This is a genomic window from Candidatus Nitrosocosmicus franklandus, from assembly GCF_900696045.1.
Classification (GTDB): Archaea; Thermoproteota; Nitrososphaeria; order Nitrososphaerales; family Nitrososphaeraceae; genus Nitrosocosmicus; species Nitrosocosmicus franklandus_A.
Map to the genome: position 1 here is coordinate 1,526,135 of NZ_LR216287.1, position 14,825 is coordinate 1,540,959.

Annotated in this window: 18 protein-coding genes, 1 tRNA gene and 1 pseudogene; 9 read left to right on the forward strand and 11 right to left on the reverse strand. The window is 33.6% G+C overall.

Annotation, left to right across the window (positions count from 1 at the left end):
* Nucleotides 1-4 precede the first annotated feature (4 nt).
* Nucleotides 5-1,429, reverse strand: a complete 1,425-nt coding sequence (locus NFRAN_RS07180) for a tyrosine-type recombinase/integrase (RefSeq protein ID WP_172602197.1) — start codon at nt 1,427-1,429, stop codon at nt 5-7.
* A 57-nt stretch (nt 1,430-1,486) separates the two neighbouring features.
* Nucleotides 1,487-1,623: transfer RNA gene (locus tag NFRAN_RS13775), tRNA-Ser, on the reverse strand.
* A gap of 113 nt (nt 1,624-1,736) precedes the next feature.
* Between NFRAN_RS13775 and NFRAN_RS07185 the strand changes: the two genes are divergently transcribed.
* Nucleotides 1,737-2,168 carry a hypothetical protein gene (locus tag NFRAN_RS07185; RefSeq protein ID WP_134484222.1) on the forward strand — a complete coding sequence of 144 codons (432 nt, stop codon included), beginning with the start codon at nt 1,737-1,739 and terminating at the stop codon, nt 2,166-2,168.
* A 66-nt stretch (nt 2,169-2,234) separates the two neighbouring features.
* On the opposite strand, the gene NFRAN_RS07190 is transcribed toward NFRAN_RS07185, so the two are convergent.
* From NFRAN_RS07190 to NFRAN_RS07215, 6 genes are read right to left on the reverse strand one after another with little or no spacing between them, the layout of a single operon-like run.
* A complete protein-coding gene (locus NFRAN_RS07190; protein WP_134484224.1) occupies nt 2,235-3,008 on the reverse strand; it encodes a pyridoxamine 5'-phosphate oxidase family protein in 774 nt (257 codons plus the stop codon).
* 20 nt (nt 3,009-3,028) lie between these two features.
* Nucleotides 3,029-3,376: a hypothetical protein gene (locus NFRAN_RS07195; protein ID WP_134484226.1), complete on the reverse strand. Its 348-nt coding sequence runs from the start codon at nt 3,374-3,376 to the stop codon at nt 3,029-3,031.
* Nucleotides 3,377-3,431: 55 nt separating this feature from the next.
* The gene (gene rpsI, locus NFRAN_RS07200; RefSeq protein ID WP_134484228.1) at nt 3,432-3,875 is read right to left on the reverse strand and encodes a 30S ribosomal protein S9; all 444 of its coding nucleotides are present in this window, start codon (nt 3,873-3,875) and stop codon (nt 3,432-3,434) included.
* Complete coding sequence (locus NFRAN_RS07205; protein ID WP_232037965.1) at nt 3,875-4,411, reverse strand: 50S ribosomal protein L13; 537 nt, start codon at nt 4,409-4,411, stop codon at nt 3,875-3,877. The genes rpsI and NFRAN_RS07205 overlap by 1 nt, the downstream gene beginning before the upstream one ends.
* Nucleotides 4,404-4,754 (reverse strand): 50S ribosomal protein L18e, encoded by a 351-nt coding sequence (locus NFRAN_RS07210; RefSeq protein ID WP_134484230.1) that lies wholly within the window; start codon nt 4,752-4,754, stop codon nt 4,404-4,406. Before NFRAN_RS07210 ends, NFRAN_RS07205 begins: the two co-directional genes overlap by 8 nt.
* A 47-nt stretch (nt 4,755-4,801) precedes the next feature.
* Nucleotides 4,802-5,458, reverse strand: coding sequence for a DNA-directed RNA polymerase subunit D (locus NFRAN_RS07215; RefSeq protein ID WP_197731151.1), 657 nt, complete (start codon nt 5,456-5,458; stop codon nt 4,802-4,804).
* A gap of 632 nt (nt 5,459-6,090) precedes the next feature.
* On the opposite strand from NFRAN_RS07215, the gene NFRAN_RS07220 reads away from it, so the two are divergent.
* From NFRAN_RS07220 to NFRAN_RS07260, 8 genes and pseudogenes are all read left to right on the forward strand, one after another.
* On the forward strand, nt 6,091-6,777 hold the full coding sequence (locus tag NFRAN_RS07220; protein ID WP_134484232.1) for a ribosome assembly factor SBDS: 687 nt from the start codon (nt 6,091-6,093) through the stop codon (nt 6,775-6,777).
* Nucleotides 6,778-6,884: 107 nt separating this feature from the next.
* Nucleotides 6,885-7,550, forward strand: a pseudogene (rrp4, locus tag NFRAN_RS14455) (exosome complex RNA-binding protein Rrp4); the annotation flags it as partial.
* 495 nt (nt 7,551-8,045) lie between these two features.
* Nucleotides 8,046-8,783: an exosome complex exonuclease Rrp41 gene (rrp41, locus tag NFRAN_RS07235; RefSeq protein ID WP_197731152.1), complete on the forward strand. Its 738-nt coding sequence runs from the start codon at nt 8,046-8,048 to the stop codon at nt 8,781-8,783.
* Nucleotides 8,780-9,601, forward strand: a complete 822-nt coding sequence (gene rrp42, locus NFRAN_RS07240) for an exosome complex protein Rrp42 (protein ID WP_134484236.1) — start codon at nt 8,780-8,782, stop codon at nt 9,599-9,601. Before rrp41 ends, rrp42 begins: the two co-directional genes overlap by 4 nt.
* Before the next feature lie 31 nt (nt 9,602-9,632).
* Nucleotides 9,633-9,830 (forward strand): transposase, encoded by a 198-nt coding sequence (locus tag NFRAN_RS07245; RefSeq protein WP_231129081.1) that lies wholly within the window; start codon nt 9,633-9,635, stop codon nt 9,828-9,830.
* 61 nt (nt 9,831-9,891) lie between these two features.
* Nucleotides 9,892-10,101, forward strand: coding sequence for a KEOPS complex subunit Pcc1 (locus NFRAN_RS07250; protein WP_172602198.1), 210 nt, complete (start codon nt 9,892-9,894; stop codon nt 10,099-10,101).
* Nucleotides 10,102-10,155: 54 nt separating this feature from the next.
* On the forward strand, nt 10,156-10,554 hold the full coding sequence (locus NFRAN_RS07255; protein WP_134484242.1) for a prefoldin subunit beta: 399 nt from the start codon (nt 10,156-10,158) through the stop codon (nt 10,552-10,554).
* Between the two features lie 57 nt (nt 10,555-10,611).
* Nucleotides 10,612-11,394, forward strand: a complete 783-nt coding sequence (locus NFRAN_RS07260; RefSeq protein ID WP_197731153.1) for an ERCC4 domain-containing protein — start codon at nt 10,612-10,614, stop codon at nt 11,392-11,394.
* Between the two features lie 21 nt (nt 11,395-11,415).
* Here NFRAN_RS07260 and NFRAN_RS07265 read toward each other — a convergent pair whose 3' ends face one another.
* The 3 genes from NFRAN_RS07265 to hisG are packed head-to-tail and all read right to left on the reverse strand — an operon-like array spanning nt 11,416 to nt 14,775.
* Nucleotides 11,416-12,489, reverse strand: coding sequence for a pyridoxal phosphate-dependent aminotransferase (locus NFRAN_RS07265; RefSeq protein WP_134484244.1), 1,074 nt, complete (start codon nt 12,487-12,489; stop codon nt 11,416-11,418).
* A gap of 2 nt (nt 12,490-12,491) precedes the next feature.
* Entirely contained in the window at nt 12,492-13,787 is a 1,296-nt protein-coding gene (gene hisD / locus NFRAN_RS07270) for a histidinol dehydrogenase (protein WP_134484246.1), read from the reverse strand.
* Complete coding sequence (gene hisG, locus NFRAN_RS07275; RefSeq protein ID WP_134484248.1) at nt 13,780-14,775, reverse strand: ATP phosphoribosyltransferase; 996 nt, start codon at nt 14,773-14,775, stop codon at nt 13,780-13,782. The genes hisD and hisG overlap by 8 nt, the downstream gene beginning before the upstream one ends.
* Nucleotides 14,776-14,825 lie beyond the last annotated feature (50 nt).

Below are 14,825 nucleotides of genomic sequence, written 5' to 3' on the forward strand. Positions count from 1 at the left end.
TGCATTACTTTATAATCTTAATGTTTTCTAACACCTCTGGTTTTATGTTTACTAGCAAGGGATTCTGTTGAATTAATATAAATAAACTATTAACTCCTTCTTTCAAAGCTTTCATATCTTTTTCAAGTATGTCAATTTTTTGCTTATCTTCATTTCTTACCTCTGAATATAGATCATAGGATAAAATCATCTTGCATTTCATGCATATCTTTGAATCCTGTCTATTGGATTCATTACAATTCGAACATTGCTTTGGTTTCAGGCAATTAAAGAGGTCATCATCTTGGTCAGAATTGATGATGCCATTTTTTTGTAATAACACTTTCGATGATTGATTGCTTAGATGAACATAAACTTGAGTCATTTTACTTCCCATGGACCAACCTGCATGATCCTTGAGTGCAGAATCAGGTAAAATTAAACTCTTCTCAGTTAGCGCACTATGTCGGTATACATATAGGTTCCAAGGTTTTAGTAACATATTTCTTATTATTGCTTTATCATAATCGGGGATGATGTTATCGTCTAACAACTTTTTGAAATATTTTTTCTTATAATAGTCATAATGACTCGAAAGCCCTTCTAACGTTAGTTTAGAGCCATAGTTATTTCCTTGGGATATGAAAACAAATGAGTCTGGATTTTTACCGTTAGGATGCTCTTCCATCCACTCTTTTAGATAAGGAATTGAATCGATTAATGGGACAGTTCTTGGTCCTGTCTTTCCTTGAGTAATTCTTACTTCTGCATATTGAATTCCTTTGTTTGTTAAATTGAATTTTATGTCTTTGAATCTTAGATTCAGTATCTCTTGCGGTCGTGCAGACATGTCTCTTGCCAGCGCATGGTAACATCTATCTCTTTTGGAAGGACAATATTTTAGAAAAATCGCATGTTCTCTTGCTTCCCATATATCAGAAGGTTTGTATGAGGTTTTTTCCTTACGAGGTAGCTTCCTTATTCCTTGCATGCATACGGGTGTTGGTCTTTTTCTATGGTCTTCGTCTGAATTATATAACCATTTGAAGAATTTCAGTAATATTATCTGTCTTCCATTGTATGTGCCAATCCATTTATTGGATGGATCTTTGTCAGAAGATTTTCTTAAACTATTTAGATATTCTAGAATATCTTGTTTAGTTAATTCAGTAAACGATTTGTTATCATTATGATAATTTGATAGCCATACAAGAGTTTTAATCTTACCTTCTTTTGTTGAATCTTTTATATTTATCTCAGTTTGTTCAGCGATTATATAGTCTACGATTATTTTTGCATTAATCGGGTTACGTTTCAAAAGGTCTTTAAGTATTTTGTTAAAATAAGGCCTTGAAAGCGTTTTTGTTATCGAATCTATCTTTCTTTCTATATCTGCGGATAATTCTCTGGAACCCTCACTTAATTGACTGATGTTACTGTAAAGATTCAACCAGTAAAAATTTGCTCTTTTGATATATAACGATATAGGTGGAACCCACATTTGAGGCGCCGGGAGTGGGACTCGAACCCACGAGTCCGGAAGGACATCAGCTATCTATCCTTTTTTCCTCTTTATTAGATCTCGAGGCTGACCCCTTTTAGGGTTGGATTTTTTGATTACTTACCTAGCTTGGGTACCCCGGCTTATTTCCTTGAATTTATTTTATATGTGTTAAATTTTAAACTTGTGTTATGACGCATATTTATGACCTATCTTCTACTACAAATATTTAATACCCTGTCTTGTTAACTATGCTATGATTTCATTAAAGACTCAAAATCCTACACTAGATACAATTAAAGAATTATCACTTGCCGATTTAGCAATAATGTCTTTTATTTCACAGCAATTGAGAAAAAGACTTTCGGGTTATTTTAAGATAGATGCATTTACAGCTCCTGATCCATTCTCAAAGGATGACGAGTTCAGTTATTTACTAGTTGTGGATAAATCAAATACTAATAGAATAATAGCATTTATTGCCCTAAAAGACCCATCGGATCTTGAAATATGGGATTTGCTTTTCGGAAAAGACATGTTGAGAATGGATGTTTCAAAAGAAGAAGCCATGTCCTTAAAACAAGAATTGATGCCTAAAAATACTAATAATTTTTTTCCAATTCGTAAGGAAAGCTCCATAATTGGATATATTGCTTTTACTTTTGAAATATGCGGACTAAAGGATTAATGTTCTACTATTAATAGTAACATATTTTTCTATTTATGGTGCTAATCAATAATTTTTTAAATATATCTACATACTTATTGAGGCAGGAAATTCTAAATCCCCTTTTTCTAAGATTTTGATTTTCATATCCTTCAAGATTTCTCTTGCCTTGGTCAAACCTTCTCTGTCTATAATCTTTTTTACGATTTCTTTTCTAAAAGAATTGGTCCATTCCTGTCCTATTTTATACTTACCATCGATCGTCTCAACATCAATTTTTATCACTGTAAGATAGATTATGGATTTTGAATTTTGGGTTAGTTCGGTGTATCTGCCTTCGGGTTGATACTTTTGCATCATTTTATTCATTGCTAGTGCCTTCTCTTTATTGTCCGAAACGATGGAAGCCTTTCCCTTTATTACTATGCTTGTATATAGGGTATCTGCTAACGATGCCTCTGTAGGATGAAAATAATATGATGGTAAAAAACAAATTTCCTTATCAACCTCAAAACCTACTTTACTGTTACGTAACAAGTTCTCGATCTTCTCTCCTTTGTGGTGAGAATGCATGTAAATTACATGCTTGTATATTTGTCTGTCTGCATTTTTTGTAGTATCTGCATTTTTATTTACTCTTTGTTGGTATCTCAAGTTTCCATTTGATAAATCGATGTATTTGCCGTTCTGTTCAGCAGTATTAGTATTAGCCATCATCATCATCAAATGAACAAAATTCATTGGGATAACTTGTGGATATCCATTCTTGTCGATTGTTGCAAGTCTTCCTACATGTATCTCGTTTAGAAAACCAATAATATTGTTGATGTTTTTTATTCTAAATCTCGAAGTTAATTGCATTTTCTTTTCTCTTGGTAGTTTTATTTGTGATGGCTTTTGCTTTCTCTCTCCTTCCTTTCCATTTCCTCTCCGTATTTTTCTTTCATTGTATCATCAATTATGGCCGGCGAAACCTTTTCTTTTCGTACTAGGATAATCAACATGATTCCAAATAATCCCAATATTAAAGATAAGCCCAGTGCTCCTCCATAAGGTATCAACAAATAATAGCCAATTGAAAAACCAAAACATATTATCGCTTGTAAAGCATAGGTGACCGTCTTCCTTAGATCCATCTTTTTTGAAATAAAACCTATTGCAAAAAACGCTATACTTGGATAAATGATCAAAAGTATATACTGATCCAAGTCAATGCCGTTATGAGACATATTAAATCTTGAATATTCTATTAATTAAGAAATCAAAAAATGTAAAGAAAAATTGCTAACGATATGATTTCTGCTTTCTTCTTCTTGCCCCTGGGCCACCATATTTCTTTGATTCTGTTTGTCTTGGATCGCCTACTAATAGGTGTCTATCGAATTCTGTAATTTTTTTCTTTATTTCTTCTCTAATATTCTTAGTAAAAGGATGATCTCTAGGATCTTTTGCACCCTTTGTCTCCCCTGTTAATGCACGTGAAATTGCTACTGCACTTGCAAATGCTTGGCCCATAAAACCACCACCATTAACATGAACGTTAACATCTACTCGATTTCTAAGTTCGCCAATTAAGCCTGTAGGTGTTAAAATAAGTTCTTTTGCTACTTCTGGTTGAATTACTTCTGCAGGAATATTGTTAATTCTAATTTTTCCATTTCCTTTTACAATAGTGGCTACTGCCCTACATGTTTTTCTTTGCCCAGGATAAAGATCTATCTTATTCATTACTGAACCACTCCCTTCCAGCCAATTTGCTTTGCTACATCACTCATAGATGTATAAAACGATTCAGGTCTGGTAATTTTTGCATCATCAAATGTTTGCATTGCTGAATTTTTTAACTCATCAGGTACGCCTATATATACCCTTAACTTTTTAAAAGCTTGAATACCGCTAGATTTTCTTTTGGGAACCATTCCTCTAATCATTTTTGTAACGATTGTATCAGGTCTTCTAGGATGAAATGGGCCATGAATAGGATTAACAATTGATCCTATTTCCAATCTCTTCTTATAATCTTCAATAATTTCGTATCTATTTCCAGATAACATCACTTTTTCTGCATTGACTACCGATACCCTATTGCCTTGAAGCAATAATTTTGAAACTTTTGAACATAATCTTCCTGAAATACAATTAGCTGCATCTACCACAATAAGTTTATTTTGTTTTTGTTCTTCTTTTTGCAGTGGCTGTTGTTTCAATTTTTTTCCTGATGATTTCTCATCCTTTTTCTTGTCGATCTTTGGTTCCTTAACCAATTATTCTTACACCTTTTCCATCAGGATATTTATTTATCAAGGAATGCAATGAAATAATTTCGGCTCCTGCCGTACTTAATTTATTTACGGCAGTATCTGAGAACGAATAGGCGTACACTGTCAATTTATGCCCCAAAGTTCCATTGCCTAAAACTTTGCCTGGAACTACTATTATATCTCCATTATTGGTAATCTTATCCAATCTTTTAATATTGATTAATCTTCTGTTTGATCGGGATTTTGAGAATTCCTTCTCTAGTGCCTTCCAAATCTGAGCTTTATTTTTTTTAAAAGCTTTACGGAGTATCCATATTGTATTATCTATTAAAGTATCGTTTAACATTACTTACTATTCCAATTAAAAGAGTGTAAAGTACCAAATAAATTTACCTAGAGGTTTGTAGGTACTTGAATAGAGTTAATGGTCTCGCCAAATTCCTTTATGCTTTTATTAAGCTTCTCTACCGCAGCTATGACTATTTCTTCTGCTGTCAAAGCGCCATTAGACTCTATAGTTAAAAAGATTTCATTTTCACTTTCCCCGTACTTTACAACTGAAATTGTAGCAGGCTGCCATTTTGCATGATCCCTACCAAACCCTAATCTTGCATAAGCTTCAAACTTTAACTTTTGACCTGGGGCTAATACTATAATTGGGATATCCTGACTAACAGGCTTTACGAATTCGTCCTCCGATATTAGCTCTGAGGTGGTGATTGTTTTGGTTTTCTCATTAGCTTCGGCATCAAGCTGCAACAAAACTCTACAATGTACACATCCAAGAGTACTTTTACAACTACATTCATCAGGTAAAGAAAATTTTTTCAAATCGGTCCTAAGGGGAATCAGACCAAGCCTATGCGCAATAGCCTCATCATGCATTACTGATGAGTTTTCTAAAATTACAACATCATCGATAGCAAACGTAGGTACTTCACTTATAGATAATCGTCTTATAGCGTTTACATACTGACGTGGTACATTATTAAATTTAATGGTTATTCTTTCATCTTGTTTTTCAATAACCTTTAAATCTATAGAGATCAAATCAGATAACTTTAATCCTACGTATATTAAAAATGTAATGAATAATTCAATTTCGATGTATAGGGATGTAGTACAAACAAGTTATTATTAATGTAGAAATAACGATTAATTATTTTGAACCTGCAGAGGGGTATACATAAATCAAACATTCTGTTATAGTTGATGTATTATACATGTCATTTTGTATGTCATTTTGTATAACCTTTCTTTGTCTTTCGCTCTTATATGATGTCATATAAAAAGTGTCAATACCTAACACTTTTGTCCATACAGTTTTTTGTCAACATTTGCATGCAAAATTTTGTCTTTATCCGTGAATACATGTGATATGTAAGATTTTATATCAGAGACTACGATTACTTGGGCCGTGTTATAACTATGACCAAGGATCTCGAGCGCATTAATATATATTGATAAAATTATGTCAACTTACTTTCATATAAAGCTGCAGCAGTATGTTTTCAAATCCAAAGTCTAAATAGTTTCTAATAAATATTAAGTACAAAATATCTTTTATAACTCCTAGATTTTATAGTTAATCTACTATATATCGGAATTTTTAACATCAAATTTTGCTACATCAAATTATTAATATTTATTATATTAATATATCACGGATATTTTTTATATATATGGCTGATTCCAAGATTACAATTGTAAAATTAATTATTGGTGGTGACCGATTTGAAATTTTGGTTAAACCGGATCCTGCATTAGATTATAAAATGGGAAAAAGGACTGATCTGTCATCTGTTTTAGTTTCTGATGAAATATATTCCGATGCAAATAAAGGATCTAGAGTAGGTATTGATAAATTAAATAAACATTTTAAGACCAAAGATCCCAATGAAATTCTAAAACAGATCCTCCTTAAAGGAGAACTAAACCTTACGACTGATCAGAGGCGTAAAATGGTGGATGATAAGCGAAAACAGATTATTCAATATATTAATAAAAACTTTATAGATCCAAAGACAAAACTGCCTCATCCAATTCAACGAATAGAAAATGCTTTAGAAGATGTGAGAGTTACTATTGATCCATTTAAAAAAGCAGAAGATCAAGTAAAATCTGTAGTCGATTCTCTAAGAAAAATTTTGCCTCTCAAATCTGAAATGTTGCGCCTGTCTATCCTAATACCTAGTTCTTATTCATCAGCAACCTATAGTTTTGTTAAAGGTTCAGGCGCATTGACCTCTGAAGAATGGTTATCAGACGGATCACTAAAAGTAGAATTAGAAATAAATGCTGGTATGAAAGGAAATTTTTTGGAGCGTATAGGCTCATTAACCAGAGGAACCGCACAAGTTAAGGAATAACTACTTACAGAATATATTATAGAACAAATTCTACAGTACTAGAAAAAGAAATATGAAAACATTTCATTCTACATGTTTTTTGTTATTGGAGGTAGATAATTCTTAGGATGCAAGAAATAAAGAGAAGGTATGTTATACCTGGAGATAAGATTATCGAGGGTAATTATAAACCTTTGATGAATGTCATTAAAAGTGGTAATTATTTAGTATCAACAAGAGTTGGAATTGCTGAAGCTGGCAAAGATGGTGTAAAAGTTATTCCTTTATCAGGCGTATACATTCCAAGAGTAAATGATCTTGTGATAGGTAAGGTAATAGATAGATCTTCTCTGTCGTGGGATATTGATATTAATTCATGCTTTTTTGCACATTTACCTGCTCAGGACGTATTCGGTCGAGATTTTTCACCAGCTAGAGATGATATGGGACGACAACTAAGCATTGGTGACTTAATTATTGCAAGGATTGTGTCATTCGATAGGACCAGAGACCCTATGCTTACTGTTCAAGATAAAGACTTGGGTAAAATTCCATATGGCGAATTCATAAAAATTTCTCCTACTCGTGTTCCGCGCTTGATAGGGAAACGAGGTTCCATGATTCAAACAATTGAGCAAGCTACACAAACTCGAGTTATAATAGGCCAAAATGGTATAGTAGTTGTCACAGGCAGGGATCATGAAGGTTTAAGTTTAGCCGCAAAGGCCATAAGATTAGTAGAAGAAGAATCACATACCACTAATCTTACTCAAAGAGTCAAAGCTTTGCTAAATGTTCAAGATCCAACAGATCCAGAACAACCTGAGTCAATTGATACATCTATGGAAAGAGAACCTCAACCTACACAACAGCAAGAACAACAGCAAGAACAACAGCAAGAACAACAGCAAGAACAACAGCAAGAACAACAGCAAGAACAACAGCAAGAACAACAGCAAGAACAACAGCAAGAACAACAGCAAGAACAACAGCAAGAACAACAGCAAGAACAACAGCAAGAACAACAGCAAGAACAACAGCAAGAACAACAGCAAGAACAACAGCAAGAACAACAGCAAGAACAACAGCAAGAACAACAGCAAGAACAACAATCAAACACCGAGCTGCATTCATCACAACAGCGACAAGAACGATCACAACAAAATCCTGTCAAGTCGAGCTCAAAGGAAAAACAGAAAAATTGACAATTCTCAAAAATCATCTAACAGCAATAGCAATAACGATCACAAAGAAAAAAAACAAGAATGATCAATTAGGATGTGTATAATTTGAAAGAATTGACATTATTGGATGAAAATGGAAAAAGATCTGATGGTAGGGGAATAGATGATCTCCGCTCAATCAAAATTACCGTCGGTGTAGTAAAGAATGCAGACGGCTCTGCTTTTATAGAATTTGGAAAGAACAAAATAATTGTAGCCGTATATGGACCACGAGAAGTCCATCCGAAGCATATGGCACTTCCAGATAGATGTGTTCTTAGGTGCCGATATCACATGTCTCCATTTTCTACAGATACAAGAAAAAATCCTGCACCATCTAGAAGAGAAGTAGAGATATCAAAAGTCATGCGGGAATCTTTAGAACCCTCATTAATATTAAGTGACTATCCTCGAGCAGTTATTGATGTATTTGTTGAAGTATTGCAAGCTGATGGTGGTTCTAGGTGCGCTGGTATTAATGCAGCGTCAGTGGCATTAGCAGATGCTGGAATCAATATGCGGGACTTGGTCTCCGCCTGCGCTGCAGGAAGAATAAAAGATAAAATCGTGTTGGACGTTAATGACTTGGAAGATAAAGAAGGGGATGCTGATATGCCTGTTGCGTATTTGCCAAATCTGGATCAAGTTACATTACTTCAAGTTGATGGAAAACTAACTACTGCTCAGTTTAGTGAATGTTTGAATAAGGCAATTGATGGGTGTAAATTAGTATACGAAATACAAAAAGATGCCCTGATGAAAAAATATTTTGGAAATGAATTGGAGATAAAAGAAGAGGTATGAGTTCGTCTAAACGTTCTACAATAATAGTCGAGCAACTACGAAAACAGCAAATGTTAGAAGCCTTGACTAGAGGAAAAAGATTAGATGGTCGGGATTATCAGTCGTATAGGAATCTCGAAATTGAGCTTGGAATAATAGATAAGGCATCTGGTTCTGCAAAGGTAAGGCTTGGGAACACCGAAGTTATTGCAGGTGTCAAAGTAGAAACAGGTGAACCATTTGAAGGATTAGAAGACAAAGGAGCATTAATTATGTCTGCAGAAGTTTTGCCTACAGCTTCTCCATACGTTGAACCTGGACCCCCAGATGAAGATGCGATCGAATTGTCTAGAGTTGTAGATCGTGGAATTCGTGAATCCGAAATGCTAGATTTAGATAAACTAGTTTTGATTCCTGGAAAAATAGTTTATACTGTTTTTGTTGATTGCAGCATAATAAATAGTGATGGTAACTTACTAGATGCTACATCTTATGCTGTTGTGGCAGCTCTATCGACAAGCAAATTTCCAGTTTTTGAAGTTCAAGACGATAAGGTCATAGACACGGGGAAAACTATGCCCCCTCCCATAACTACCATCCCTATTTCAATCACTGCGGTCAAGATCGGCGAATCGGTGTTATTAGACCCCACTACGGAAGAAGAAGCATGTATGGATTCACGTATAACCATAACTACCCAATCAGATGGAAGCATAGTTGCGGTACAAAAGGGATATACTGGTCCACTTACGGTTGATCAAATTATTAGCTTCTCTGAAATAGCAAGAATTAAAGGGGAGGAAATACGTTCTAAAATAAAGGAGTTGAACTACGATTAAAAGAAGGAAGGGCTCAACAGCACTAAAAGGCTTGGGTGTAAAATTTGGTGCTACTGTACGAAAAAGATATGGAAAGGTCTATAGAACTTTAAAACAAAAAAGAAGATGTCCTAGCTGTACTTCACTAAAATTCAGAAGAATATCTATTGGGATTTGGCAGTGCGGCAAATGCGAATACAAGGTAGCAGCAGGGGCATATGATATAAATCTTGGAAAGCTACAACTCTAAAATCCATATTTATTTTAATACAGAACTCAATTCAGATTTCTTTGCAGATTATGCTAACATTTTGAATAGGCAATTAAACTCGATCTTCATCGCTCTCAAAGGCGATATTCAATCTACCCCTGATTTTGATACTCATGTTACCATTTCCACTGAAAATAACTATATTATATTGTATGTTTCAAGTAACAATCTATCCAAGTTTCGTGCGACTATAATAACGATTCTGAGATTGATAGACTTGTCCTATTCTGTAATTCGTATCGAACAATAATATCTTATCATAATAATTTTTATCTTAGTATATGTTTAGTTAATCTGTATTATAATGAGTGAACAAGAACTTCCTCCATGGCTAAGAGAGCAACTTGCAAGACTGCAACAATTACAACAAAACCTTCAAGCAATAATGATGCAGAAACAACAGGTCGAACTTGAGGTATCTGAAACCGAAAGAGCCTTGGAAGAATTAAAGAAAACTACGGCTGACGATACTGTATATAAATTAGCAGGTCCACTAATGGTCAAGTCAAACAGAGATAATTTAATAAAGGAATTAGAAGAGAAGAAAGAATTGTCAAGCACTAGGACCGTAGTTTTAGGAAAACAAGAATCTAGAGTCAAAGAAAATCTTAAAGAAGTTGAAAACAAGATTAATCAAATGGTACACATGGCCCAGTCTGGTTCTTCTCCACCGCCCGCTAATAAATTTAGCCCATCATCATAAATACTATAATTTTTGCTTATCAATATTAATTAGGACTGTTTGTTTTTTATTGTACTATTGGCTATTAGAATTGTAGTAGATGAGAGAGAGAAAAATAGTAGAGTTCCTGATCTGCTAAAACTAATGGGAGTTTATGTTGATTATAAACAATTAACAATTGGAGATTATATTGTTTCATCAGAAACTGTAATTGAAAGAAAAACTGTCTACGATTTACTAAATTCCGTTTATGACGGTCGCTTATTTATACAGTGTTCTGATATAATAAAACACTATTCTAAGCCCATAATTGTTATCGAGGGAAATTTAACAGATCTTGATACCCGAGAGGATATTTCATCCGATTCTAGGTTAATAGTAGATAAACTGCGTATAGCTTACGAAACCTTGATAAAGCTAGCACTTGATTTTCGATTACCGATTTTATATACTAGTTCGGTCTACTATACTGCCGAACTACTCGTCTTATTGGCCTCAAACCAATTTAAAAGCAAGAATGCCGGTCCACTTTTAAAAAAGATTAAGAAAACCAATCCATTTGTTACTCAGCAGTTATATGTTCTTGCTTCTTTACCTGGAATAGGTTCTAAGGTTGCAGTCAGATTGTTAGAAAAATTTCATTCTCCTAGAAATGTTTTAAATGCTTCAATAGCAGAACTTGCCAGAGTACCTGGAATTGGTAATATGAGGGCAGAAAAAATTAGAAAAATTTTGGATACATGTGTTTCTCCTACAATGAATACCTATACTCAAAAGAAACTAATAATGGAAAATACTGATGATGAGGATACTACTACTACTTTTTCATCCTCATCCTCATCCAATGATAATTCTATATAAGTCATCAAAAATTCTCATTTACTAACTTAGCCGTGATTTTTCAAATACCGAGATTATTTTATCGTTCATCTCTGTACTTCCTATAGTGATTCTCATAGCCCCTTTGTAATTTCCTAGATTTCCAAAGTTTTTGATCAATATCTTTTCATCATACATTAAATTCCTTATTTTGTCAAAATGATTAAACGTTTGAAGGAAAAAGAAGTTGGAATGTGATTCAAATATCTTAATCTGATTTATTTTGTTCAATTTTTCAAATATTTTTGATCTTTCTGTTTTAATCAATTCGATACTTCGTTTTACTATATGTATATTTTCAAGTGCTTCTATTGCTAACTGCATTGAGAAACTACTAAGAGGATATGGTAGTTGTATATATTGATTGAATGTATCTGCAATCTCTTCGCTGGTCAAAATATATCCTATCCTAGCGCCAGCCAAACCAAAAGCCTTGGAAAATGTTCTCGTAATTATAACATTATTATACTTTGTTACTATATTTGATAAATTATACTCAGCAAATTCAACATAGGCCTCATCTATTAATATTAGCTTATCTTTCAGAGATTCGATTATATGTAATATTTTGTCATACTTAAATTGATTTCCTGTAGGATTATTGGGAGATGCTATGTAAATTATATCGTATTCTCTTGCTTTTTTTATGAAAAATTCAACATCAAAAGAATTATCTATATGAGACAAATCCATTTGTTTGGTTGGTATTTTATATAGATTACATCTATCAGTAAAATATGAGAAAGTGGGATTTAAAGTGATGACACTTTTTCCTTTACCAATTATTGAGAGTAGTAAATCTATTATTTGATCAGAACCACTCCCAATTCCTATGTTTTTTGTACTTAAATTGGTATATTCTGCCAATTTTTTATACAGCTTATCAAATTGTTCTAATGGGTATTCTCTAAAATCACTTTCACGAAGAGATTTCATTGCTATTGCTCTAATGAATCTTTTTTCTAACACTATATTTTCATTGGAATCTAATTTGTAATAGTCATGGACTTTATCTGGCCTTTTATAGGGTTTGTGAGACCTGATGTAGGAAAGTTCTTTTTCTAACCATTCTGCCATCGTTATTTTACCAGCCTTCCCTTTACTGCTTCATAGTGATTAACTAGTCCTTCGGTTGAAGTAATTTCTTTCATAATTGGAGAAATTTTCTTAAGCGCGTCCTTATTCATTTCTATCATGTTTACCAATTTAATGAAATCTAAAACGGATAATGCCGATCTGGATTTTGCAAATCTGTACGTTGGTAAAACATGGTTAGAACCAAGACAATAGTCGCTTACAGAAGAGGGTGTATACTTACCTAGCAGTATTAAGCCAGCATTACGAATCTCTTTAATCAGATTCTTGTCATGTTTTGAGAATATTTCCAAATGCTCGGGTGCAAACTCATTAATGAATTCTGTTACTTGTTTATCGCTTTGACATAGCGCGATGAATCCATTTTTATTGATGCTTTTTTCTACAAATTCTTTTCTTGATATATTGGTTTGTCTAATTATTGTGTCTAGTTCTTTAGAAATCTTGGTAGCCATAGTTTTTGACTTAGTTATCACTCCACAAAGTGTATCTTCACTATGTTCTGCTTGTGAAATTAGATCCAGTGCAATATGGCGAGCATTTGCTTTTTCATCAGTATATATCAATAATTCCGTTGGACCTGCTATCATATCTATAGAGACATCTTTCGATACTATTGACTTTGCAACCGAAACATAGACTCCACCTGGCCCTACAATCTTATCGACTTTTCTTATTGTCTTCGTACCATAGGCTAACGCAGCTATTCCATATGCACCCCCGATTTTATAAAATTCATCAACACCGCAAATATCTCCTGCCACTAGTGTCAATGGATCTACCTTTCCATTCTTCATTGGAGGTGTGATGGCAACTATTTCCTTCACACCCGCAACTTTGGCAGGTACTGTGCACATAACAATAGTACTTGGATATCTTGCTTTTCCTCCTGGAATATAACACCCAACTCTAAAAATGGCCAAAACCGTTTTTTTTATCTTAATTCCATCTGAATCAATTTTTATATTCTTAAGACTGTTGATAACAGCTTGTTCACTTTTTTCTAATTTCGATTTCATGTATTTTATAATTCTTATCTGATTATCTGAAACATTTTTGTATGCCTCCTTAATTTCTTCTTTGCTAACAACAAATGAATTCACTTTAACGTTCTCATATTTTTCAATGCACTTTAATATTCCCTCGTCTCCTTCAGTTTTTATTTCATCTATGATTTTTAGAACGTTTTTTGTTGGAATGGATAGATCCATATTCCATGATTTTTCTCTTAATTCGTTAGCTTGTTCTTGTGGTTCTTTAATGTCTATAATTTTAATCAATTTTTACTTCATCTTTATCATCAATAATGACTTTATCCATCGATAATATCTGACTTGGTTCTAAAATGACTAGACCTTGAGCAATTTTTCTAATAGTTGGTACAAGTCTGATAAATTCGTTCTTGTCTATTATAGTATTTACCCCAAACCATCCTTCGGTACTTAAGTTACTTACTGTTGGTCCTTTTAAGGAAGGAAGGATATTTAGTAAACTGTCAAGGTTAGATTTTTCCACGTTAACAAAAATATGCAGTTTCTTTCTGGCTTCAACAACACCCCGCAGTAAAACGATCATATCGATTATCTTCTCCCTTTTTACAGGATCTTTCAGTGCTTCTTTGTTGGCAATAAGTACAGCCGTGGATTCCATTACTTGATCTATTATTTTTAAATTGTTTTGAATTAGAGTCGTTCCTGTTTCTGTGATATCAAAAACTGCGTCAACATCTTCCGGAGGTTTTGCTTCAGTTGCTCCAAATGACAAAAATATTTCAACCAATTTGTTGTTGCCTGTTCTAGACCATGGAGTTACTATTGTTGGTTCCAAGTCTTTAAAGTACTTTTTATAACTTTCTTTTGATTTTATATATTGAGATGCTGATTTTAAATATTCGGTTGAAAATCTCAATGTCTTTTTATTTTGAGCAAAGTCGGATATCAATTCGTCTAGACTATTAAACTTAAAGAATTCTGGAATGGCTATCACCTGTTTTACTTTACCATATTCCAAGTCTAATAATACTTTGACATCAGCATTGGTTTCTTTTATCCAATCTTTACCTGTTATTCCAACATCGTGAAACCCCTCCTGTACATAAGTGGGGATCTCTTGTGGTCTTAGAATCTTGACTTCTATCTCAGGATCTGCAATTCTTACTCTGTATATTCTGCCCCTGCCGCTAACTTTACACTGCCATGCTCTTTCTATTATCTGAAAAGTGGCCTCTTCTATACTGCCTTTGGGCACCACAAATTTAATAATACCCATATTTGATACCTATATCGACTATACTAATTGTCGTGTAGTTTATTTGTTTT